A 23479-nucleotide genomic window follows, 5' to 3' on the forward strand; every position below is an offset into this window, starting at 1 on the left:
AACATTTTTAGCATAAACCTTGTTTGTTAGTCATATAAATTCAACCAAAATCATACAACAATGATTAAAAAAATTGCCGGAGAAACATGGAAGCAATTAACTTTCAGTGGCCATAAAAATCTTCGAAAAAAATACGCTATCTCTTCATTAGGCAGAGCGGCTAGTTATTCAGACAAAGTAACTGAAGATGGAAAAATATTAAATGGTTCTTTAACCTCAGGTTACAGAACACTCAACCTTCATGTTGGTGATGGTAACGGCACTATCTATGTGCACAGAGAGGTTGCAAAATTATTTTGTAAGAAACCTTCTCCAAAACATAAATATGTAATTCATATCAACCATAAAAAAGCTGATAACAATTATAAGAATTTGAAATGGGCTACTTTGGAAGAAGTGAGCAGCCATCAACAAAAAAGTCCTTCTAAAATTGCGTATAAAAAAGTACAGGCAAGTAAGACAAAGGGCCTGAAACTCACTGCTACACAGGTTAAAACCATTAAGGACACCATCAATAATCCAAAAAGAAAGCTTACTTACAAGCAATTGGCAGCAAAGTACGGTGTTAGCGAAATGACATTGTACAGAATTAAGAGCGGCGAAAATTGGAGTAAGGTAAAATAATAAACTTTAAGTAATAAATTTTTAAGTTAAGGAGTCGTTGAACACGATTCCTTTTTTTATTTTTTAATTTTGAAAGATGATACAGACATCCACAATAAAATTTTTGAAAGATCTAAAAAAGAATAACAACAAACCATGGTTTGATAATAACAGAAAAATATACGAAACTGCTAAGACAGATTTTGTTTTGTTTGTAGATGAGCTGATCAATGGCATGACAAAATTCGACCCCTCTCTTTCAGAGCTTATTGCCAAGAATTGTGTTTTTCGTATAAACAGAGACGCTAGGTTCAGTAAAGACAAAAGTCCTTACAAAACAAACATGGGAGCTTCCATCAATAAAGGTGGAAAAAAGGTAAGTGATGCCGGATATTACTTTCATTTGGAACCCGGACAAAGTTTTATTGCAGGCGGATGCTATATGCCGGAGCCGGAAGATTTGAACAATATCAGGCAAGAAATAGATTATAACTATGACGAATGGAAGAAAATAGTCAACGATAAAACATTCAAAAAATACTTTACGAACGGAATCGAATCCCCGGACAAGTTGGTTCGTCCACCAAAAGGCTATGAAGAAAGTAATCCTGCTATTGAATTTATAAAGATGAAGGGTTTTATAGTGAGTTGCCCGATTTCGGATACAGCATTAACAGACCCGAAAAGTTTTAAAGCGATCATCAAAACATTTGAAGCTATAAAACCACTGGTTGATTTTATCAATAGGGCAATTGAATAAACTAAGAGCCTTTCTTCAATGCCTCATCAGCATTGGCGTACACTTTCTTTTTTTTACGCTCGTACCACCATTTAGGTACGGTTTTTTTCATTAGTGTATCAATTCCTCTCATACCAAATAAATTCCATACGCCATTTAATTTGCCACCCAGGCTACTTTGCATGGCACGTAAACTCATTGCAAAGCCACTCTGAATATACTCCATATGATGCCAGTAACCGGCAGGCATAAATAATGTATCACCATGCTCCAGAATTACTTCATATCCCTTTGCCAGTTTGGTTGCAGGAAAATTAGTATAATCAAATTTTTCGTAATAGTTCGTATAATCCGCTACACTCAACACTTCCCAAGGTTTGCGATAGAGCTTATGTTGCTCTTCAAAAGGAAACAACAACACTCTTTTTTTACCCATGAATTGGGTGTGAAAGATATGACTCATGTCAATATCAAAATGCATATGTGTAATAGATCCTTCGCCTCCTACAAATAACATCGGATATTTTTTCACAAATCCTTTTGCATAAGCATCGGGCCATGCAAAATCTTTTACCAATTGAGGCGCATGCTGAAAAATATTAAATAAGAATATTCTAAGGCCAAGCGGACCTTGTTTTACCTGTTTTAAATAATCGCCGAATTTCATGTAATCATCTGCTGTATTAATAGGCGTATAAGCATCACTTTTGATGTTATTATAAACACCTACTTCTTTATCACCAACAATATCAATGAAATAGTCCCAATTCCACTTATTATAACCCGGCCATTGTTTAGCCATTCCGGTAATTACCAGAGGTTTCATTGTATCGTAATAGTTTTTCTTGAAGTCTTCGGGGCTGATGTTTTCAACCTTATCTACAGCTTGTAATTGCATAGCAAAATATTAATTGGCAAAATTAGCAATTTATTTTTTCATGGAGCAATTTCAAATGACTGCATAACAGTATATTTGCTGTCCAAAACAAATAAACATGGATTATAACAAATTAGTTTCAGTAACAGGCTTAAGTGGATTGTTTGAATTATTATCCTCTAAGGCTGATGGAGGTATTGTTCGTTCTTTGGAAGATAAGAGTACCAAATTTGTAAGCACAAGAGTTCATAGTTTTTCTCATTTAGAAAGCATAGAGATCTTTACAACCGGAGAAAATGTAAATCTTGTTGAAATATTTACTGCTGTAAAAAACAGTTCAGAAAAACTACCGGACGCCGGTGATGCAAAAGCGGTAAAAGCTTATTTCGAAAAAGTGTATCCGTCAATGGACTTTACTCGTGTGTACAACAGCGACATGAAGAAGATCATTAAATGGTATCAGCAATTAGTAGCTAATAATATTGAGATAAAATTATCAGAGCATGTTGAAGAAGAAACAACAGTTCCTGAAGTTACTACTGCAAAAGCTAAGCCTGCAGCAAGCCCTAAAGCGGCTACTGCAAAAGCAGCCCCACCAAAAAAGATCAATTCGCCACGTAAAATGGCATAATCAATTAAAAACGAAAAATGAAAAGTGAAAAACAATCTCAATGGTGAGGCATTTTTCACTTTTCATTTTTAATTTTTCATTATTACTATGTTCTCCGCAGATATAAAGAAAACTCCCCGTCATTTTGTTCCTAAAAATTTTGTTGTAACTGATTGGCAACACCTGGAACCTTTTTTTCAAGATCTTCTTGTCCGTAACATTGATACCATGGCGAATTTAGAGCAATGGTTGAAAGATCAAAGTGAACTGGAAGCTGTTATCAATGAAGATGCCTGCTGGCGTCAGATCAAGATGACCTGCGATACAGAGAACAAAGCACTGGAAGAAGCGTTTACTTATTTCTGCATGGAGATCCAGCCGAAGATCGAACCATTTGCAGATGCACTAAACAAAAAGCTGATCAACCATACCTACTCTAAAGAGTTGAACAAAGAAAAGTATTTTACTTATCTGCGCAGCATTAAAAAGAATATTGAATTATTTCAGGAAGAAAACATCCCGTTACAAGCAGAGCTTGCCGTAATGCAGCAACAGTTTGGTGTTATTTCGGGCAAGATGACCGTGACTGTTAACGGAAACGAATATACGCTGCAACAAGCAACCAAGTTTTTGGAAAGTCATGACAGAAAATTAAGAGAAGAGGTTTATAGAAAGATAAACGAAAGAAGGTTATTGGATAAAGAAGCGTTGAATGAGTTGTATAACAACCTTATTCAAAAACGCAATCAAATAGCCATCAATGCAGGGTTTGCAAATTATGGTGAATATCGTTTTAAAGAATTAGGAAGATTTGATTACACCAAACAAGACTGTATTAATTTTCATGAAGCAGTAAAAAAATATGTGCTTCCATTAGTAAATCTTATCTATAAAAAAAGAAAAGAAAAATTAGGATTAGATACTTTACGTCCATGGGATATTGAAGCACAACCTGAAGGCACTGAGCCTTTGCATCCGTTTAAAACAAGTGATGAACTAATCAATAAATCCATTGAATGCTTCTCCAAGCTTCGTCCGTTCTTTGGCGAATGTTTAAAAAAGATGCAGGAGCTAAAACACCTTGACTTGGAAAGCAGGAAGGGTAAGGCTCCGGGAGGATATAACTGTCCGCTGGCAGAAAGCGGTGCTCCGTTCATTTTCATGAATGCTGCCGGACAAATGCATGATGTAACCACCATGGTGCATGAAGGTGGTCATGCAATACATTCATTCCTTGCTCATCATTTAGAACTAAACGGTTTTAAAGAATACCCAATGGAAATTGCTGAAGTAGCCAGCATGTCTATGGAATTATTCAGCATGGAACACTGGGAAACTTTCTTTGATAATGCCGAAGATCTGAAAAGAGCAAAGGAACATCAATTGGAAAGAGTGATCACTATTTTCCCATGGATAGCTGTGATCGATAAATTTCAACATTGGGTATACGAAAACCCAGCTCATACTATTGAAGAAAGAACTGCTGTATGGACATCTATCATCAATGAATTTAAAGACGATGTGATCGACTACAGTGGTTTAGATGAATACCGCAGCAATGCATGGCAACGTCAGTTACATTTATTTGAAGTGCCGTTTTATTATATAGAATACGGTATTGCTCAATTAGGTGCAATTGGCATGTGGATGCAATTCAAACAAAACAAAGAAAAGGCAATGGACAATTATTGCAATGCACTTTCTTTAGGTGGCACCAGAACTTTACCTGAGTTATATAAAACTGCAGGATTAGAATTTGATTTCAGTCCGGAAAAAATTAAAGTGTTGATGGAGTTTGTAGAAGGAGAGTTAATAAAAATTAGTTAGTAATTAGCTTATTTTTACACTCTAAACATTTCCATTTGAGTGCTTCTGTATTTTTAATAACGCCGCCTTTTACTCAATTGAATACGCCGTATCCTGCAACGGCTTATTTGAAAGGCTTTTTGAATACAAAGAACATATCTGCATTTCAGGCAGACCTTGGCATAGAAGTTACCCTCGCTTTATTTTGTAAAAATGGCTTGCAAAAACTATTCGCATCAATAGATACGACTAAAGAACTATCCCTCAATGCAAAACGCATCATCGCTTTAAAAGATGATTATATCAATACCATTGATGCCATTATACATTTTCTACAAGGAAAGAACCCTGAACTCTCTTCGTTAATTTGTAAAAGAAATTTTTTACCTGAAGCAAGTCGGTTTGCACAAACAGATGATCTGGTGTGGGCATTTGGCAATATGGGTATACAGGATAAGGCAAAACATTTAGCTACACTTTATTTAGAAGACCTATCAGACCTCATCAAAGAATGCATTGATGAACATTTTGGCTTCAGTAGATATGCAGAAAAACTTGGACGCAGTGCAAATAGTTTTGATGAATTATATGCAGAGCTACAAAAAGAATACACTTATCTCGATAACATACTCATCGATATTTTACAAAATAAAATGGAAACGGTGCAACCAAAGCTGGTTTGTATCTCGGTTCCTTTTCCCGGTAATTTATATACTTCCTTGAGATGTGGTCAATGGATTAGAGAATATTACCCCGACGTAAAAGTCTGTATGGGTGGTGGTTTTGCTAATACCGAACTACGTTCTTTAACAGATAAAAGGGTTTTTGAGTTTTATGATTTTATTACGCTGGATGATGGAGAAGCGCCAATAGAAAATTTATTCTATCATATAGAAGGTGAAAAAAATATCGATGAACTAAAACGAACATTCACTTTAGTTGATGGAGAAGTAAAATATATTAATAATACTGCTTGCACAGATTATAAACAAGGCCAGGTAGGAACACCTGATTACAGTGACTTTTTGTTGGACCAATATATTTCCGCCATAGAGGTAGTTAACCCAATGCACAGCCTATGGAGCGACGGCAGATGGAACAAACTAACGATGGCGCATGGTTGCTATTGGGGGAAATGTACTTTTTGTGATATCAGTTTAGATTATATAAAATTGTATGAGCCCATCACAGCAGAATTACTCTGCAACCGAATGGAAGAGATCATTGCTCAAACAGGACAAAATGGTTTTCACTTTGTAGATGAAGCAGCACCGCCTGCACTTATGAGAGCATTGTCTCTAGAAATCATCAAAAGAAAATTAGTGGTAAGCTGGTGGGCCAATGTTCGTTTTGAAAAAAGTTTTACCCGTGATCTATGCTTGTTATTGAAAGAAGCCGGTTGTATAGCAGTGTCAGGTGGGCTGGAAGTAGCCTCTGACAGATTATTGAAATTGATAGATAAGGGAATTACTGTTGCACAGGTTGCAAAAGTAAATAAACATTTTACCGAAGCAGGCATAATGGTTCATGCATATTTGATGTACGGCTTCCCTACACAAACAGCGCAGGAAACTATCGATTCGTTAGAAATGGTGAGACAATTATTTGAGGCAGGTGTATTACAATCTGCTTTCTGGCATTTATTTACCATGACAGCACATAGCCCTGTTGGATTGAACCCTGAAAAATATAAAGTACAAAAAGTATCAGAGCTCGTAGGAAGTTTTGCTAATAATGACATTGAACATATTGACCCAACTGGTGCCAATCATGAAAGTTTTGGTTTTGGGTTAAAAAAATCTTTGCTCAATTATATGCATGGTGCTTGTTTCGATACACCATTACGTGAATGGTTTGAATTTAAAACCCCTAAAACAAGCATAGCTCCTGATCATATCGCTAAACTTTTATCAGAAGAAGAATATCTTTCAACAAAACCTAATACAAAAGTTGTTTGGCTGGGCAACAAACCAACGGTTGAAATTTTTACTAAAGCTAAAAAAGGAAATCAATGGGAAATGTGTTCTTTATCTTTTGAAACAAAAAAAGAAACATTAGAGATTAAAGTAGATAAAGAAGAAGGGCTTTGGTTGACAGCTATGTTGGAAAAATTATCTGTTGATAATATTAAAACTTATACGCTGCAGGAAGTAAAAGAAGAATATGAAACAGCTGGCCTGATTGATTTTGAATTATTTTGGGACAATAAGCCGGTAAATACGTTGTATAAAGCAGGTTTACTACAACTATAGTTATTTACAATCCGCACAAATACCATTCACCACCATTTCAGCATGACTTGGTTTAAACCCTTTAGGCAATTTTACCTGCGGAACGATCACATCTTCCAGACATATTGTTTTATTGCATTGCTCACAAACAAAATGAACATGATTGTCATGATGATGACCTGCTTCGCAATTGTCTTTACACAAAGCGTATAAGATAGAATTGTCTGTGGTAGGGATATGATGAATAATACCTTTATCAACAAAAGTTTGCAGGGTACGATATACCGTTACTCTGTCGAAGGTCTCGCCGGTAAATTTTTCAATGTCAGCATGCTCCAAAGCACCGTCGCTCTTTAAAAAAAGTTCCAGTATTTTCTTTCGTCCGTCTGTAACACTGAGATTATTTCTCTTTAATATATCGAGTACCATTTTATTATTTTTTCAATATAAAATTACAAAATTGAATCGCATCTGCATTGTTTCACTTAGATCTGTACAATCTCAGTTCCCATTAAAACCCTTTCAAGCTTCTGGTGGGTGTTTTTTCAGCCAGCAAACCCTTAATGTCTTTCAATAATTTTCCAATTTCATCATCCTGCAATCCATCGTAGATCCCCCTTACTCTCGATTGTTTATCTACTAAAGCAAAAAATTGAGTATGAAGAAAATCGGTGCCGACATTTTGTGCCGAATCAGGTTTATTGTTGTCTATCAGATAACCATGTCTGGCCAGTTTGTATAAAGCTTCCTTGTTACCGGTTAAAAATTGCCAGTTGGTAGAAGTTATATTCTTTCCCATACTACTATCGTACTGTACAATATATTTTGAGTTTCCTACTTTATTCAGTACTCCGTTAAGCATCTTTATTTGATAGGTCTTTAATACAGACACGCTATCCGTTTCCGGCATACAGGTATGCGACAATACCATAAAATCCTTTTCATTTTTATACGCATCAAATACCCTACGCATATTTCCATTCATTCTTGGGCAAATACCCGTGCAAGTGGTAAAAAAGTAATCAACCACATATACTTTTCCTTCAACATCTCTTTCAGTGATTGTTTTGCCATCTTGATTGGTAAAGGAAAATACAGGAATATTGCTGTTGATCACCGGCAGGTTAGACTGAGAAAAATCGTTGGTTGCAAAAACGAAAACAAAATAACCTGTCAGTAACAGTCCAAAAAAAACGATATACGGAACCCACTTCTTTTTCATTCAACTACTTTTTTTGCAAAGGTACTTAGCTATAAATATCTTTTATCAAATTTTAAAAAATTGAAAATAAACTTTGCAACATTATTGCAAATATTGTACCTTTGTCATTCTTCAAAATGGCACTAAAATTAAATTGGGATGCATTAGGCATTGGTACTTCTGTAGCTTGCGCTATACACTGTGCAGTGTTACCCATTATGGCAACAAGCTTGCCGGTGTTTGGCGTTAATATTATACATAATGCTGTTTTTGAATGGGGTATGATCGCCATGGCATTTGCGATTGGAAGTTATTCTTTGTATCACGGGCACATAAAACACCACCGATCTTTTTTACCAATTGCAATTTTTACGATCGGTTTTTTGTTTTTGATACTTAAACAATTTCTGCCGACCATTGAGGTTCCGCTATTAATCATTGCGGTGCTTATGATCATTAGTGCTCATTACTACAATTACAGGCTTTGTCACCGGAGCAAATGCAGTTCCCCACATCACAGCCACTAATCTTATTTTATAAATTATTAACTTGTTGTAAAATAAATTACAATGAGAAAAGTACTTTTCCTTTCCATTTGCTTCTTTTTGATCACACAGAACTCGTCTGCACAATCAAAAGATGAAACAACTATCAGAAATATTTTAAAAGAACAATCTGCCGAATGGAACAAGGGCAACCTTGAAACTTTTATGCAGGGCTACTGGAAAAGCGATTCAGTTATGTTCATTGGAAATAACGGTATTACATACGGTTGGCAAAATACACTTGATGACTATAAAAAGGGATATCCCGATACAGCTGCAATGGGCAAATTGAATTTTGATATTCTTGAAGTAAAAAGATTGTCTGTTCTATACTTTTTTGTTGTTGGAAAATGGCACCTCACCAGAAGTATTGGAGATGTTGGCGGCGTTTTTACTTTATTATTTAAGAAAGTAAAAAACAAATGGGTTATCGTAGCAGACCATAGCAGTTAAAAAATAGTGGTGAATTTTAGAAAACCAAATGAAGCAATTGTATTTCGTAAGAGGCATTGTAGCTATTTGCTCATTCTATCCTTCCATTTCTTTCTGAAATAAAGTATCAATAATGTGAGACTGATTAAAAACCAGCTGTAAAAAACATAATTCCCAACGGATGGTTTATCATTAAAAAAAGCAAATTGAAAATAAATCCCGATAGTCATATTGATCAATAGCCAGAGCATTCCCATCGAAAGCGAGTGAATAATTCGCAGCAAAAAATCTTTTACTTCCGGCTCCATTCCCATAACAATTATTTTAAAAGTAATTTTCTAAACGCTATTTCACTACCATTGAATACATTAAAATCTACATAAGCATCAATACCATTTACATGACCTGATTCGTTGTGTTGCCAGAACATCCAGTCTCGGCCAATCCTGGGTTTATCCTTTATCAAATAATGAGCAACCCATAAGGGGTAATCATCAAACTTTCCGGCAAGATAGCTTTCGTAAAAACTAACATTAGTGTAAATGATCGGCTTTACTTTATAAGCAGCTTCCATCATCATCAAAAAATCGTTTACGCTTTGCTGTAAGTTAATAATGCTTGTTCCGTTGATCTGTTCAATATCAAGCACAGGGGGAAGATCCCCTTTCTCCAAAGTAACTTTTTTTATAAAGTTTGCTGCCTGTTCTTTTCCGCTTTTGCTCGGATTGAAAAAATGATATGCCCCACGAATAACTCCGTTTTCTTTAGATAGAGACCAATTCCTTCTAAAACGATGATCCACACTTTCGGTTCCTTCAGTAGCTTTTATAAAACAAAAATCAATATTAATGTTTTTAATCTTCATAGCCTTTACCTCAGTCCAATCTATTGCAGATTGATATTTACTTACATCAATTCCGTGCACTCGGTAATTTTGAGGAATATCAATTCCAAAACCCGGATAACGAACAAAAACAGGTTTATTATAGAGATAATAAGCCGCTCCGGTTACAGCACTCAGCAACAACCAAAAACCAACCAGCCATTTTGCAGCTATAACTTTGCGTAACATCCCCATATTTTAAAGTAAAAGTACCCTTCTTGGCATATTTTTTGCTCAAAAAGGCAATATTTTTTACAAAGCAGACGTTAGTGTAAAATATTGATTTTTAAACGATTGTGATTAAACCTTGTTTTTATTAAATGAAAAATAGAGCATTAATGACCAATATCCGAAAATCTATTCTTAAAGTTTTGTTAGGGTTATCTGTATTTGCATCGGTAAATGCCTATGCAGGCGCCTTAGGCGATACTACAAAAAAGGTACTTATAGCCGGCCTAGAAAAAAAGGTCGATCCTGTTTATATAACAAAACCCGCTAATATTGTTTTCCCTGACATTTTAAAAGGAAACGAGGAAGAAGCTATCAGCTATATAGAAAAATTCAGCACAAATAGACGTGATTATATTATCCGCATGTACAACAAAGGCAAAAAATTAATGCCTAAAGCCGCTGCTGTGCTAAAAAAACACAATGTACCACAGGAGTTTAAAGTATTGCTGGCAATTGAATCGGCTTTCAACGGAGAAGCAATCTCAAGTGCCGGAGCCGTAGGTTTTTGGCAAATTATGGATGCAGTGGCGAACGAGTACGGAATGAAATATGTAAAACAATTAAGCAGTGAAGAAAAAAAGAAATTGATCAAAGAAAATCCAAAAGCTGCTGATAGTATTTTTAAAGCAATGAAAAAACTGAAGGATGACAGAAAAAATTTCAATAAGTCAACAGCTGCAGCAGCAAGATATTTAAGAGATAGAGTTAAAAATTTAGGTACTAACTGGCTACTGGTTGTAGCAAGTTACAATTGTGGTATTGGCAATGTTTGGAATGCAATGAAACAAAGCGGTAAATCAAACCCTACTTTCTGGGACATAAAAAAATATCTTCCCGAAGAAACAAGAAACTACGTAATGAATTTTATAGCAATGAATGTTATCTTTCATAACTACGAAAAATTCACTAAAAAGACCCTCACATTTGCTCCAGAGAAAATCATGGTAGACAATTTTGAACACAACATGATGTCGGAAATAGACAACTAATATTCTTCCGTGTATCGATGTATTTAAGTATTTTTATTCTAATATGAAGGGACAAAAAATACTAATTGGCCTCGGAATTTTAATAGGTGCCGGATATATATTGCTGCTTGTTTTAAAGACCAGCGGTATTTTTTTTTGGTACAGAAACCCAACAACCGCTAATGAACCGGCAATAAAACAAGAAAAACTAATTTTTGCCTCTAACCTGAAAGAACCGTCCAGAGCTGATTTCATCGTTTTCAAAAACCGTTACTCAGATTCTATTGAAGTTGGTGGCGATATTGAAAAAATAAAAATAAAAAGTTATTTAAGCAGATTATGTGCCCTCCCGGGTGATATTATTGAAATGAAAAATGGTGTGTTATTTGTGAATGGACAAAATTTTGATCAGTCGCTCATATTAAAAGCATACTATCGAACAACAGTGGATGAACTCAATAAGTCTGACTATAATTTCGAACAACTGGAAGATAATACCAATACGGATTCTACCAAGACCATACGCATCAATCTCGATACCAAGGAAATGCTTACCTTGAAAAAACAGATCAAGCTTGAAAGGATAATTAAGTCAGATACTTCCAGTGCCTTTCAATGGCTATCACCAAAGACAAACTATACATCTGATAATTTTGGCCCTATAAAAATCCCCAACAACTGCTATTTCGTTTTAGGAGATAATAGACACCAATCCGCAGATTCGAGATTTATTGGTTTTATTGAAAAAAAGGATTGCACAGGTGTAGTTATAAATCAGTAATTTTTATTGCTTATAAACTACCTTTGTGCTATGCCGCAAGTGAATTGGAATGATACAAGAAATTTATTAAGCAAGATAACCGTACGAAGATTCTGGAATGGCATAAAAGTGCTTAGCAGTTTTTATGTTTCCCGAATATTGAATAAGCCGATACAATGGGGTTACCCCGTTTCCATTTCCTTTGAACCAACAACCAGCTGTAATCTTCGTTGCCCTGAATGCCCCAGCGGATTAAGAGCTTTTACACGACCTACAGGCATGCTGCAAAAAGATTTTTTCAGCAAAACAATCGATGAAATTCACAAAGAACTTTTATATCTTATTTTTTATTTTCAGGGAGAGCCTTTTTTAAATCCTTCTTTTCTCGAAATGGTGAAATATGCTTCGGCAAAAGGCATCTATACTGCTACCAGTACCAATGCTCATTATTTAACCGATGAAGTTGCAAAAAAAACAGTTGAAAGCGGATTGGATAGATTGATCATCTCTATTGACGGTACTACTCAAGATGTTTATCAACAATATCGTGTAGGCGGAAATGTTAGTAAAGTAATTGAAGGAGCTAAAAATATTGTTAAGTGGAAAAAAGAGTTGAATAGCAAAACCCCATTCGTGTTTTTTCAATTTTTAGTAGTAAAACCAAATGAACATCAGATAGAAGATATTAAAAAACTGGCTAAAGAAGTAGGGGTTGATGAGGTACGATTTAAAACCGCACAGGTATACGACTATGAAACCGACCCCAATAAGCTGATACCTACCATCGATAAATTCAGCAGGTACAAAAAAAATGCAGATGGCACTTATACTGCAAAGAATAAACTGGCCAACAGGTGCTGGAAATTACAACATGCAAATGTTATTACTTGGGACGGATTAGTAGTGCCCTGTTGTTTTGACAAAGATGCCCTGCATCAATTGGGGAATTTAAAAAACCAATCTTTTAAAGAGATCTGGCATAACGATAATTACAAACAATTCAGATCGGAACTAAAGAAAAGCCGTAAGAACATTGATATTTGCGCTAATTGTAGTGAAGGTGTTTCTGTCTGGAAAGATGATTAACTTTATTTATGTCTGCTACAGTATTTAACAATCGACTACGACAAATTTTACTTTTACTCGTAATTGTATTACTTGCTATACTCTTATTAAAACAACTATACATTTTTCTGCCCGGTTTTTTGGGTGCCATAACATTGTATATTTTACTAAGAGAAAATTATTTTCATCTTACCATAATAAAGAAATGGAATAAAGGATTAACGGCCTTACTTTTCATTCTTGCATCACTTGTGCTCATTGCAGTACCTGTTTATTTTGCAATACAAATGGTAACGCATAAAGTTTCTACCCTTTTGAATAACCCCACGGCTATTATTGAAAATGCCAAAATTGTAGGCCATAAAATTGAGTCACTTATTGGCATTCCAATATTAACTGATGAAAATCTGATGACCTTTCAAAAAAAGGCCACTACTATAGTGCCAACCATATTGAACAGTTCGGCCAACATTCTCAGCAATTTTGCCATCATGTTCTTTCTGCTTTATTTTTTATTGAGTAATGGAAGAGATGTAGAAAAATTTCTTGATCGTTTTATCCCGTTAAAAGAAGAAAATATTGATCTCTTAAGCAACGAAACCAAAACAATGATCAAAGCCAATGCTATAGGCATTCCTATTCTTGCCATTTTGCAGGGCATTGTTGCAACAATCGGTTACTGGATCTTTGGTGTGTCAGATTTTATGTTGTGGGGATTTTTAACAGGCGTTTGTTCTATGATACCTGTTGTTGGCACTGCCATTATCTGGGTGCCGCTGACCGCTTACTTTTTTGCGATCGATCGTACTTCATCCGGTATCGGATTATTGATCTATTCGTTAGTACTCATTACAAATATTGATTATGTAGCAAGACTTACTATTCTTAAAAAACTCATTAATGTACATCCATTAATAACTATTTTTGGGGTAATAGTAGGCATCGGCTTATTTGGTTTTTGGGGAGTTATTTTCGGCCCTTTACTTATCAGTTATTTTATTATCTTAATAAAAATTTACATAAACGAATTTGGTGTGGCGAAAGATGCACCAATTACATAACTCTACTTTACCAATATGAGCATTGAAAAAGATATTAACCAAAGCAAATTCAGAAGCGAATATCAAAAAGCTGTCATTAACTTAATTTATACTTATAACTGGTTAGCGAATCAACACAAACCTTTTTTTGAAAAAGAAGGATTGACCATGCAACAGTTCAACATTCTGCGAATTTTAAGAGGTAGTAAAGAACCGCTTTCAACTTTACAGATAAGAGAAAGAATGTTAGATAAAATGAGTGATACCAGTCGTATTGTTGACAGACTGCTCATTAAAGGCCTAGTTAAAAAAGTAGTATGTAAAACAGATAAACGTTTGGTAGATGTAACCATTACCGAAAATGGTAGAAAGATATTAGCGAAGCTGGACAAGCAAGAAGAAAAAATGGACAGTATTGTAAGCTCACTTACCGAGGCAGAGGCAAAACAATTAAGTAAGTTGTTAGATAAATTAAGAAAGTCGGAATAATTACACCAAATACTTCAGCGATTAACACTATGGGGAAAAACACTACACCCCGGTTAAAAGAAATTTTTGATACTTTGTATATCATTTGAAGCTTAATAAAACTTAGCAAAAAATAATATGAAGTACTATACCCTGCTCTCTTTCTTTTTACTACCGCTAACCATATCTGCTCAAATTGTAAAAATTAAAAAGCAAGATGTATTTGTAAACGACTCTCCTTATTGTAAGATCATCGGAAAAACAGGCATCAGTGCAGCTTTCAGTAGTGAACATGAATTTACCATTGCATCACTTGAAGGAAAAGAGCTAATCAATGTAAAAAGAGCAACTGATAAATATCTGAACGTTACGTTTTTGAATGATGGCAGTAAAATGAAAATTAAAAAAGCTATTACTTCTTTATCAGGACAAAAAGATTTTATCAAAAAAATGTATAATGCCAATTTGCTGGAAGAAGGAGAGATCAATAACACCAACCGTGAATTCTTTCTTGAAAAAATAGAAGACAAAGAGCAATACAATGAAGTAGTACAGGCAAATGCCAATGGCAGTTATAATGTAGTAGAAAGAAGCCTTACCGAACCAATTGAGGTATATGAAAATAGTATCGATCAGGATAATGTTACCATTGCCACTTTTGTTACTGCCGATGAGATCAGTGACGGAGTACAAACAATGGTTATCACATTCTACCTCCCAAACGGAACAAAAGCAGCTAAACTTGAAGTAGAAACTGAAAAAGCTGCAAAAAACAATCTGTTGACTTTTAAGGATAACGTACTAGTTAGTTTAACCGAACTAAGCGGAGATATGGGCTCCGATAAATTTAAGAATGTTAAAGCCACAGCACTTTGGCTTATTAAAAGAGGCTATCTATAAATCTTTGTAAAATAATTGATATAGCCCGGTAATATCCGGGCTTTTTAATTTCATACAAATACATTTTATCTACCTTTGCCATTCAAAATTTATCATTCATAATAATTAAGGTATGCCGGGTTTAGAATTTTTTGGAAATGAAGAACGCAAAGAAGTAAATGACGTTTTAGAAACAGGTATTTTAATGCGTTATGGTTTTGACGGACCACGTAAAGGGATCTGGAAAGCAAAAGAAATGGAAGCCGCCATCTGCAAAACATTTGGCAGTAAACATGCTCATTTATTGAGTAGTGGAACAGCTGCTCTAACGACTGCAATGGCAGCATTGGGCATTGGTTATGGCGATGAAATTATTTTACCTTCTTTCACGTTTGTGGCAAGCTTTGAAGCAGTGATCAGTGTTGGTGCTATTCCTGTTTTTGTTGATGTGGATGATACACTTACATTAGACCCTGCGGCTGTACGCAAAGCCATTACACCAAAAACAAAATGCATCATGCCTGTGCACATGTGCGGTAGCATGGCAGACCTTGATGCGTTGCAGGCAATTTGTAAAGAACACAATTTATTGTTGCTGGAAGATGCTTGTCAGAGTATCGGCGGCTCTTATAAAGGGAAAAAATTAGGCACCATTGGTGATGCAGGTACTTTTAGTTTTGATTTTGTAAAAACAATTACTTGTGCCGAAGGTGGTGTAGTAATGACCAATAACGCTGACGTACACACGAAATGTGATGGTTATACCGATCATGGGCACGACCATTTAGGTGTTGACCGTGGCGCCGATTTGCATCCTTTTGTTGGCTACAATTTCCGTATCAGCGAATTGCATGCGGCGGTTGGCTTGGCACAGATACAAAAACTCGATACCTTCTTATCTATCCAAAATAAAAATCATACTGCGTTAAAAAATATTTTATCTACTGTTCCTGAAATTAGTTTCCGAAGAATCCCCGATGAAGCAGGTGACAGCAAAACTTTCTTAAGCTGGTTTTTACCAACCGCAGAAATCACACAGGCAGTGGTTGCTGAATTAAAAGCACAGGGCATACTAGCAGGTAATTTTTATTGGTTCGATAATAACTGGCACTATGTTCGCAAATGGGACCATCTTAAAAACAGCATTACACTCAATGCTTTAAGCCCTGAACATAAGGCTGCGGTGATACATCATGCGAATAAAGATTTTGCACCAAGCGATGCAATTATGAGCCGTTGTATCTCTACTGCTATTGGTTTACTTTGGACGGAAGAGCAAGTGAAGACGAAGGGTGAGCAGATTGTAGCGATTGTGAGAAAGGTGATTACTTCTGTTTAAAGCTTTCGATTAATTTTCATATATGAAATACGTTCTAAGAGAACACAATAAAATTGAAATTGGAAATAATTTACTCCAATTCCCAAATGAAACAAGGATAGGTAAAGTTGAGCTTTTTAAAAATTCTATTTGTTTTAATACAACACCCGTCGAAAAGGATTTAGATTGGAGCAAAATAGAAACACATCAAATATGGAAAGAACGCTGTTTAAACAATCCTAGTGAACTTTTCTGTTATGGATTTTCAGGGAAATTAGAATGGCAGTTTCAATATAATAATATTGTTGGTTTTGGTAAAATTACATCTGACCTACAAAAGGAAGAAAATATAGGGAAAGAACTTCTTGAAGTTTATGCAGGAGATTTTCGATATGTATTAGATGTTAGCTCTGGGGAAATTTTAGGTGAATCTTATCACAAATAATATAAGACACTTCAATGTAGCCCAATAACGGTATACCGTACAAGTGAGTGATCCTTCGTTCCTCAGGATAAACTCCACGATGATGACCAAAGCAAAAATGCTTGTCTCAAAAAATTACAACACCTGCACAATCAAAAATTTCAAATAATGTGTATTCTCCCATCCCCTAATAATAGGATGATCGGCAGACTGAGCATTAAACACTACTTGACGAATTTTTCGTTTAGCATCTTTTGCAGCGGCGGCAATAATATCTAAAAACAGTTCGGGCTGTACTAAGTTGGTACAACTTGATGTTACCAAAAACCCTCCGGGCTTTACGAGTTTCATGCCACGTAAATTAATTTCTTTGTAACCGGCTTTTGCTTTGTCTATATTACCTCTGCTTTTGGTAAATGATGGCGGATCCAACATCACTACATCCCATCGCTTTTCTTCTTTACTCCATGCTTTCAAAACATCGAATGCATTTACGCATTCAAATTTGCAAATATTTTCCAAGCCATTTAATGCAGCATTTTTATTGCACATATCAATAGCACCTTGAGAAATATCCAATCCCAAAACCGACTTAGCTCCATAATACGCTGCACTCACTTCAAAAGAACCCGTATAGGTAAACACTCCCAACACATCCGCTCCTTTTACAATATGCTGTATAGCTTTTCTATTATCCTGTTGATCTAAAAAGTAGCCGGTCTTTTGTCCATTAGCAATATCAACATTGAATTTGATACCATTTTCATTGATGATGATATTGGTATCAAATGGCTCAGATAAAAATCCTTTCCGCTGTTCCAATCCTTCCAACTCTCTTACAGGAACATCATTACGTTCGTAAATTCCTTTGGGAGAAAAAATTTCATTCAATGCTTTTACAATGGATGGTTTCCAAACATCAATACCCAATGCCAGTGTTTGTATCACAAAATAATCGTTGAATTTATCAATGATCAATTGTGGTATATCATCGGCTTCGCCGAAAATCAATCGGCAGTTTTCTGAGTAGCCTATTTTTTGTCGGTACTCCCATGCTTCTTTTATTTTATTATGAAAGAAAGCGTCGTCAATATTTACATCTTTATCTCTTGTAAGTAATCGTACAGATATTTGCGATTTAGGGTTATAATAGCCCTTTCCGATAAAGTTCTTATCAAAGGTCAACACATTTACAATCTCTCCGGGTTGCGGAGAGGCATCTCTTTCTTTACCGGTATTTACTTCGTTTGAAAATATCCAGGGATGCCCGTTCTCAATTCTTCTACTGATATTTTTATTTAAAACAATGCTCTTCATGTGGCAAAGGTAATGTTTCAGAAGGCAGCAAGTCAAAAGCCCAAGCTTCAAGAAAGAAGCTTGTAATTAGTTACCTTGTCCCTTGCGGCTTGTAACTTGAGGCTGATAAATCTCTATGAAACTAATTGTACCTGAACTTCCCCTCCAATCTGTCACAACTTTCAACAGAGCCTAATCTAAATTTTAGTGAAATTTTTGTCGCTTTTTCAATTTTGATCTCTTGTTTGCAGAAAAATCCAAGATTTGTATAATAAAAGTCGGCCGGGATTACATTTACTCTTTTTGAAGTGCCAACAATTGAAGTTTGTGGTGAAAGCCTTACTGATGCTATATCATAGCTATAATTAGCCAATAATATCTTCCCGGAAATATGCGTTAATTCCTGAGCAAAGGTCGCATTTGCCACAAAAACCATGCAAAAAATTAAAATTTTAGTTTTTTTTAGCATTTTCCGGAGTCATTGTATGTAAATTTACGACATTATTGGAGTCAGAGATTGCAGAACAAATCTTAAAACGATGCAATCTACCTTTAAAACACCCGGAACTATGGCTTTAAGTCAGGGACTATATCAAAAACAGTTACAAAAACTCTCCCCTCAGCAAATTCAATTGATGAAATTGCTGCAGGTACCTACTGCATTATTGGAAGAAAGGATAAAAGAAGAGCTGGAAGAAAACCCTGCACTTGAAACCGGTGAGGAAGAAGAAGCTGAAGAATTTGAGAACGAAGAGTTTGAAACTACTGAAGATGATTTCGAGCCGGATGGTAGTGAAAATGAGTACGACAATATCGATATCAGCGATTATGTACAGGAAGGCGATGACGATATTGCCGACTATCGCATGAAAGACGAAAACTATCCCGAGGCTGATGACGGCAAGACCATTCCCCACAAAATAGAAACCGGGTTTAATGAATTGATGCTGGAGCAATTGGGTATGCTTAATCTTGATGAGCATAAACATAAGATCGCAGAACAGATCATTGGCAACCTGGATGATGATGGTTATTTACGCAGAGAGATCAGCGCTATTGTAGATGATCTTGCTTTCAGACAAAACATACAAACCACCGAAGAAGAAATTGCCGAACTGGTGGTAGAGATACAACAATTTGAACCCGCCGGAGTTGCTGCAAGAAACTTACAGGAATGTTTATTGCTTCAATTAGAAAGAAGAACAGAAGGCGGCAAACCGGTAGAATTGGCTATTAAAATACTGGAAAAATATTTTGATGAGTTTACCAAGAAGCACTACGAAAAAATTCAGCGTGGATTAGGTATAACCGATGAACAACTGAAAGAAGTCATCAATCAGATCATTAAATTAAATCCGAAACCTGCAGGCAATATTGGCGAAGGCAATAGAAATGAAGGATATGTAATTCCCGATTTTTTTATCGTTAATAATGTAGGAAAATTAGAGCTTACCTTAAATAGTCGGAATGCTCCGGATCTTCGTATCAGCGAGGGTTACAGAGATATGCTGAAAGATTACGACAGAGGCAGTAAGAAAGATAAACGTCAAAAAGAAGCAGTACTTTTCATCAAACAAAAAATTGATTCGGCTAAGTGGTTCATCGATGCAATTAAACAAAGACAACATACTTTGTTGAGCACAATGAATGCGATCATGAATTATCAGTACAACTTTTTTCTTACAGGCGACGAAACTGAATTAAGACCGATGATCTTAAAAGATATTGCTGAAAAAACAGAACTGGATATAAGCACCGTGAGCCGTGTTGCCAATAGCAAATTTGTACAAACTGAATTTGGCACATACAGACTAAAATTCTTTTTTAGTGAGAGTTTACAAACCGACAGTGGAGAAGAGGTAAGTACAAGAGAGGTAAAAAGAATTTTGAGTGATCTGATCGAAGGAGAAAGTAAAAAGCATCCTTTGAGTGATGAAAGATTGACTGAATTATTACAAGAAAAAGGATATAATATTGCAAGAAGAACTGTTGCCAAATACAGAGAACAACTAAATATACCTGTGGCAAGATTAAGAAAAGAATTATGATGATGGACGATAGATTACAGTCAACAGACAATAGAGAAATGGCGACGGATGACGGACAACGGACGACGGATGGTGCTACTATAGTCAGCGATCAGTGGTCAGTGGTGGTAAAAGTCTTCGCTCACTTTTTCTCTTACATCTTCCATCCGTTATTCATTCCCTTGTATATATACTGGTTCCTTGCGTATGTACACCCTACCTATTTTTCGGGATTCAGCGATATGCTAAAGACAAGAGTTGGATTTTCTCTCTTATTAAACGCCGTGTTGTTTCCGGCAATTACAGTTCTGTTGCTTAAAGGATTAGGGTTTATCGAATCCATCTTTTTACGTACGCAAAAAGACCGGATCATTCCATACATCGCATCAATGACCTATTTCTTTTGGACTCAATATATGCTGAGGGAACAAAACTTTGTTCCGAGAATACTTGTTGCTTTTATGTTCGGAGCCTTTATTGCTTCCGCAATGGCATTGATAGCTAATATTTACTATAAAATAAGTATGCATGCCATTGGTGTTGGCGGTGCCATTGGTTTGTGTCTTGTTATCATGCAACAAAACACAATGATGATAACCTTTCCACTAAGTATTGCACTATTGGTTGCTGGTATTGTTTGCACTTCAAGACTAATCATCAGCGATCATTCTCAAAAAGAGATCTACACCGGATTATTCGTCGGATTAATTTGCCAGTTTATAGGAGCTGCAATTAATTTGTAAGTTTTTTTTCATACCTTAACAGTTACTAACCGATTGCCTGCCCGTTAGATAACTTTTAATATTTTATTCATGCATTTATCACCGAGAGAAACGGAAAAGCTACTGCTTTTTTTAGCAGGCGAACTGGCAGAAAAAAGAAAGGCAAGAGGTTTAAAATTAAATTACCCCGAGGCAATAGCTCTCATTAGCAGTCATTTATTGGAAGCGGCTCGAGATGGAAAATCTGTTGCAGAACTCATGCAATATGGCGCTACCATTCTTACCAGAAATGATGTAATGGAAGGCATTCCCGAAATGATCCATGACGTACAGATAGAAGCCACTTTTCCGGATGGAACAAAGTTGGTAACAGTACACAACCCTATAAGATAACTTGAATAACGAATGCTGATACAAAATGTAAGCAATCGTAAATCGTACATCATAAATCGTAAATCGTATGGTTCCCGGCGAATACATCCTTGCAAAAAAAAATATCGAATGTAATGTTGGTAGAAAAACAGTAAAGCTATCCGTTGTAAACACAGGCGACAGGCCCGTACAGGTTGGCTCTCACTTTCATTTTTTTGAAGTGAATAAACAAATGGCACTCAACAGAGAGAAAGCCTATGGTATGCGTTTAAATATTGCCGCAGGCACTGCCGTTCGTTTTGAACCCGGAGAAGAAAAAGAAGTTGAACTGGTAGAATTTGGCGGAGATAAAAAAGTTTTTGGTTTTAATAATTTGGTTGATGGAAGTATTGATAACGCAAATATCAAAACAGCAATTGACAGATCGATAAAAGCAAATTTCAAAAACAATATTTAGCACCTAAACTATGGAGTATGAAATACAATAAAACCATTGCTTGCCTTGCAATAAATCTCTGTTTTGTTTTCAATGTATCTGCACAAAAGCAAAGTGGGATAACAGCCATTCGTGAAGTAGATCTGAAAAAAGATCTGTATGAACTTTCGTCTGACCATTTTAAAGGCAGAGAAGCAGGTACATTGGATGAATTGAAATCAGCTATGTGGTTGGCCGATAAAGCTAAAGCAGCAGGAATGCAACCCGCCGGAGACGATGGAACGTTTTTTCAGTTCTTCTCATTGATCAGAAGAAGAGTTTTACCAAGTAGCAGTGTTAAGATCGGCGATCGTTCTTTTAAATTGTGGGATGAGGCTTTGATAACATTGATCGCTCCTGCAAGTGTATCGGCACCGGTTGTTTTTATTGGTTCGGAATCTAATAGTAATCTGGATGGAATCGACATTAAAGGAAAAGCAGTAGCAATTGAGGTATCGAAAGATGATATAGATTTGGATATATCTCTGCCCCATAGAAGATATCTGGGATATGTTTCTGCAAAATATGCCGTACGGCTACTCGAAAAAGGTGCTGCTGCTATTATTTTCATTGCAGATGATATTGGTGAAGACAGTTGGGCTGAAAATCTTCCTTACTTAACAAGAGGACTATATGATGTAGAGGGCGGACCTAACGCTACTGTACAACCGAGAACTCCGTATATCTGGTTACATAAAAAAGAACTGGAGTTTATTAAGAAATCCGGATTAACCTTATCCGCTAACATTGGTGTAGAAAGTTTTGAATATCCATCTGTAAACGTAGTTGGTAAAATTCTAGGAACAGATCCTAAACTAAAAAAAGAATATGTATTATTCAGCGGACATATAGATCATGATGGTATCAGGATGGCCGAGGGGCAAGACTCTATCTATAACGGAGCAGACGACAATGGAAGTATGTGTGTGGCCATGCTTGCCGTTGCAAGAGCATTCAAGAAACAACCATCAAAACGTAGTACCCTCTTTGTTTTTCACGGATCGGAAGAACGTGGGTTATTAGGTTCAAAATGGTATTCATTGAGACCAACTGTATCCAAAGAATCTATCGTAGCAGTGTTGAATGGAGATATGATCGGTAGAAACAATCCCGATAGTTCGGCTTTGCTTGGATCACAAAAACCACATCTTAACTCAAAAGCACTGGTAAAAATGGCAATGGATGCAAATACAGAAGGCCCCAATTTTAAATTAGATACACTTTGGGACAAGCCCGAACATCCTGAAGTATTTTATTTCAGAAGCGATCATTTACCTTATGCAAGAGAAGGTATTCCATCTATATTTTATACCACAATGTTACACGGTGAATATCATACACCTATGGACGAAGCATCGCATATAGACTATAAGAAATTAACTAAAATGACACAGTGGATATACAGAACAGGTTGGAAAGTTGCCAATGCGCCTGTTAAACCTGCATTGGAAGCTGATTTCAATTTAGAACGATGATTTGCCGAATGAATAATTTTTTAATTCAAAAA

At 36.0% G+C, this 23479-nt stretch carries 26 protein-coding genes; 20 read left to right on the forward strand and 6 right to left on the reverse strand.

The window, feature by feature from the left end:
* Nucleotides 1–60 precede the first annotated feature (60 nt).
* Together ACQ33O_RS02720 and ACQ33O_RS02725 are read left to right on the forward strand one after the other, a co-directional pair.
* Nucleotides 61–624 (forward strand): NUMOD4 domain-containing protein, encoded by a 564-nt coding sequence (locus ACQ33O_RS02720; protein ID WP_430994018.1) that lies wholly within the window; start codon nt 61–63, stop codon nt 622–624.
* A 76-nt stretch (nt 625–700) separates the two neighbouring features.
* On the forward strand, nt 701–1363 hold the full coding sequence (locus ACQ33O_RS02725) for a DUF2461 domain-containing protein (RefSeq protein ID WP_430994019.1): 663 nt from the start codon (nt 701–703) through the stop codon (nt 1361–1363).
* 1 nt (nt 1364) lies between these two features.
* Here the strand turns inward: ACQ33O_RS02725 and ACQ33O_RS02730 are convergent, their stop codons facing one another.
* Complete coding sequence (locus ACQ33O_RS02730) at nt 1365–2240, reverse strand: cupin-like domain-containing protein (RefSeq protein ID WP_430994020.1); 876 nt, start codon at nt 2238–2240, stop codon at nt 1365–1367.
* Between the two features lie 97 nt (nt 2241–2337).
* Between ACQ33O_RS02730 and ACQ33O_RS02735 the strand changes: the two genes are divergently transcribed.
* From ACQ33O_RS02735 to ACQ33O_RS02745, 3 genes are all read left to right on the forward strand, one after another.
* A complete protein-coding gene (locus tag ACQ33O_RS02735; protein WP_430994021.1) occupies nt 2338–2850 on the forward strand; it encodes a DUF5606 family protein in 513 nt (170 codons plus the stop codon).
* An 87-nt stretch (nt 2851–2937) separates the two neighbouring features.
* A complete protein-coding gene (locus ACQ33O_RS02740; protein ID WP_430994022.1) occupies nt 2938–4656 on the forward strand; it encodes a M3 family oligoendopeptidase in 1719 nt (572 codons plus the stop codon).
* Between the two features lie 35 nt (nt 4657–4691).
* Entirely contained in the window at nt 4692–6887 is a 2196-nt protein-coding gene (locus ACQ33O_RS02745; RefSeq protein WP_430994023.1) for a B12-binding domain-containing radical SAM protein, read from the forward strand.
* Here the strand turns inward: ACQ33O_RS02745 and ACQ33O_RS02750 are convergent, their stop codons facing one another.
* Both ACQ33O_RS02750 and ACQ33O_RS02755 read right to left on the reverse strand, forming a co-directional pair.
* A complete protein-coding gene (locus tag ACQ33O_RS02750) occupies nt 6888–7295 on the reverse strand; it encodes a Fur family transcriptional regulator (protein ID WP_430994024.1) in 408 nt (135 codons plus the stop codon).
* Nucleotides 7296–7377: 82 nt separating this feature from the next.
* A complete protein-coding gene (locus tag ACQ33O_RS02755) occupies nt 7378–8088 on the reverse strand; it encodes an SCO family protein (RefSeq protein WP_430994025.1) in 711 nt (236 codons plus the stop codon).
* A 116-nt stretch (nt 8089–8204) separates the two neighbouring features.
* Between ACQ33O_RS02755 and ACQ33O_RS02760 the strand changes: the two genes are divergently transcribed.
* The gene (locus ACQ33O_RS02760; RefSeq protein ID WP_430994026.1) at nt 8205–8594 is read left to right on the forward strand and encodes a MerC domain-containing protein; all 390 of its coding nucleotides are present in this window, start codon (nt 8205–8207) and stop codon (nt 8592–8594) included.
* Between the two features lie 42 nt (nt 8595–8636).
* Nucleotides 8637–9065, forward strand: coding sequence for a YybH family protein (locus ACQ33O_RS02765; RefSeq protein ID WP_430994027.1), 429 nt, complete (start codon nt 8637–8639; stop codon nt 9063–9065).
* Between the two features lie 298 nt (nt 9066–9363).
* Here the strand turns inward: ACQ33O_RS02765 and ACQ33O_RS02770 are convergent, their stop codons facing one another.
* Nucleotides 9364–10116, reverse strand: a complete 753-nt coding sequence (locus tag ACQ33O_RS02770) for a glycoside hydrolase family 25 protein (protein ID WP_430994028.1) — start codon at nt 10114–10116, stop codon at nt 9364–9366.
* A gap of 131 nt (nt 10117–10247) precedes the next feature.
* On the opposite strand from ACQ33O_RS02770, the gene ACQ33O_RS02775 reads away from it, so the two are divergent.
* The 8 genes from ACQ33O_RS02775 (at nt 10248) to ACQ33O_RS02810 (ending at nt 17101) form a co-directional block, all read left to right on the forward strand.
* Nucleotides 10248–11147, forward strand: a complete 900-nt coding sequence (locus tag ACQ33O_RS02775) for a lytic transglycosylase domain-containing protein (protein ID WP_430994029.1) — start codon at nt 10248–10250, stop codon at nt 11145–11147.
* A gap of 43 nt (nt 11148–11190) precedes the next feature.
* Complete coding sequence (lepB, locus tag ACQ33O_RS02780) at nt 11191–11907, forward strand: signal peptidase I (protein ID WP_430994030.1); 717 nt, start codon at nt 11191–11193, stop codon at nt 11905–11907.
* 30 nt (nt 11908–11937) lie between these two features.
* Nucleotides 11938–12972: a radical SAM/SPASM domain-containing protein gene (locus ACQ33O_RS02785; RefSeq protein WP_430994031.1), complete on the forward strand. Its 1035-nt coding sequence runs from the start codon at nt 11938–11940 to the stop codon at nt 12970–12972.
* 8 nt (nt 12973–12980) lie between these two features.
* Nucleotides 12981–14012 carry an AI-2E family transporter gene (locus ACQ33O_RS02790; RefSeq protein ID WP_430994032.1) on the forward strand — a complete coding sequence of 344 codons (1032 nt, stop codon included), beginning with the start codon at nt 12981–12983 and terminating at the stop codon, nt 14010–14012.
* A 15-nt stretch (nt 14013–14027) separates the two neighbouring features.
* Nucleotides 14028–14480, forward strand: coding sequence for a MarR family winged helix-turn-helix transcriptional regulator (locus ACQ33O_RS02795; protein WP_430994033.1), 453 nt, complete (start codon nt 14028–14030; stop codon nt 14478–14480).
* 117 nt (nt 14481–14597) lie between these two features.
* Nucleotides 14598–15359 carry a hypothetical protein gene (locus ACQ33O_RS02800; protein ID WP_430994034.1) on the forward strand — a complete coding sequence of 254 codons (762 nt, stop codon included), beginning with the start codon at nt 14598–14600 and terminating at the stop codon, nt 15357–15359.
* 112 nt (nt 15360–15471) lie between these two features.
* Nucleotides 15472–16677, forward strand: coding sequence for a DegT/DnrJ/EryC1/StrS family aminotransferase (locus ACQ33O_RS02805; protein WP_430994035.1), 1206 nt, complete (start codon nt 15472–15474; stop codon nt 16675–16677).
* Nucleotides 16678–16699: 22 nt separating this feature from the next.
* A complete protein-coding gene (locus tag ACQ33O_RS02810) occupies nt 16700–17101 on the forward strand; it encodes a hypothetical protein (RefSeq protein ID WP_430994036.1) in 402 nt (133 codons plus the stop codon).
* 114 nt (nt 17102–17215) lie between these two features.
* Here ACQ33O_RS02810 and ACQ33O_RS02815 read toward each other — a convergent pair whose 3' ends face one another.
* Nucleotides 17216–18397 carry a class I SAM-dependent rRNA methyltransferase gene (locus ACQ33O_RS02815; RefSeq protein ID WP_430994037.1) on the reverse strand — a complete coding sequence of 394 codons (1182 nt, stop codon included), beginning with the start codon at nt 18395–18397 and terminating at the stop codon, nt 17216–17218.
* Between the two features lie 121 nt (nt 18398–18518).
* Nucleotides 18519–18812: a hypothetical protein gene (locus ACQ33O_RS02820; RefSeq protein ID WP_430994038.1), complete on the reverse strand. Its 294-nt coding sequence runs from the start codon at nt 18810–18812 to the stop codon at nt 18519–18521.
* A 199-nt stretch (nt 18813–19011) separates the two neighbouring features.
* On the opposite strand from ACQ33O_RS02820, the gene rpoN reads away from it, so the two are divergent.
* The 5 genes from rpoN to ACQ33O_RS02845 all read left to right on the forward strand — a co-directional run bounded on the left by rpoN (nt 19012) and on the right by ACQ33O_RS02845 (nt 23447).
* Nucleotides 19012–20424 (forward strand): RNA polymerase factor sigma-54, encoded by a 1413-nt coding sequence (rpoN, locus tag ACQ33O_RS02825; protein ID WP_430996150.1) that lies wholly within the window; start codon nt 19012–19014, stop codon nt 20422–20424.
* Nucleotides 20421–21146, forward strand: coding sequence for a hypothetical protein (locus tag ACQ33O_RS02830; RefSeq protein WP_430994039.1), 726 nt, complete (start codon nt 20421–20423; stop codon nt 21144–21146). The genes rpoN and ACQ33O_RS02830 overlap by 4 nt, the downstream gene beginning before the upstream one ends.
* 69 nt (nt 21147–21215) lie before the next feature.
* Nucleotides 21216–21518, forward strand: a complete 303-nt coding sequence (ureA, locus tag ACQ33O_RS02835) for an urease subunit gamma (RefSeq protein WP_430994040.1) — start codon at nt 21216–21218, stop codon at nt 21516–21518.
* A 67-nt stretch (nt 21519–21585) separates the two neighbouring features.
* On the forward strand, nt 21586–21954 hold the full coding sequence (gene ureB, locus ACQ33O_RS02840; RefSeq protein ID WP_430994041.1) for an urease subunit beta: 369 nt from the start codon (nt 21586–21588) through the stop codon (nt 21952–21954).
* A gap of 17 nt (nt 21955–21971) precedes the next feature.
* Nucleotides 21972–23447 (forward strand): M28 family peptidase, encoded by a 1476-nt coding sequence (locus ACQ33O_RS02845; protein ID WP_430994042.1) that lies wholly within the window; start codon nt 21972–21974, stop codon nt 23445–23447.
* The last annotated feature ends 32 nt before the right edge of the window (nt 23448–23479 follow it).

Source organism: Ferruginibacter sp. SUN002, from assembly GCF_050611725.1.
Classification (GTDB): Bacteria; Bacteroidota; Bacteroidia; order Chitinophagales; family Chitinophagaceae; genus Ferruginibacter.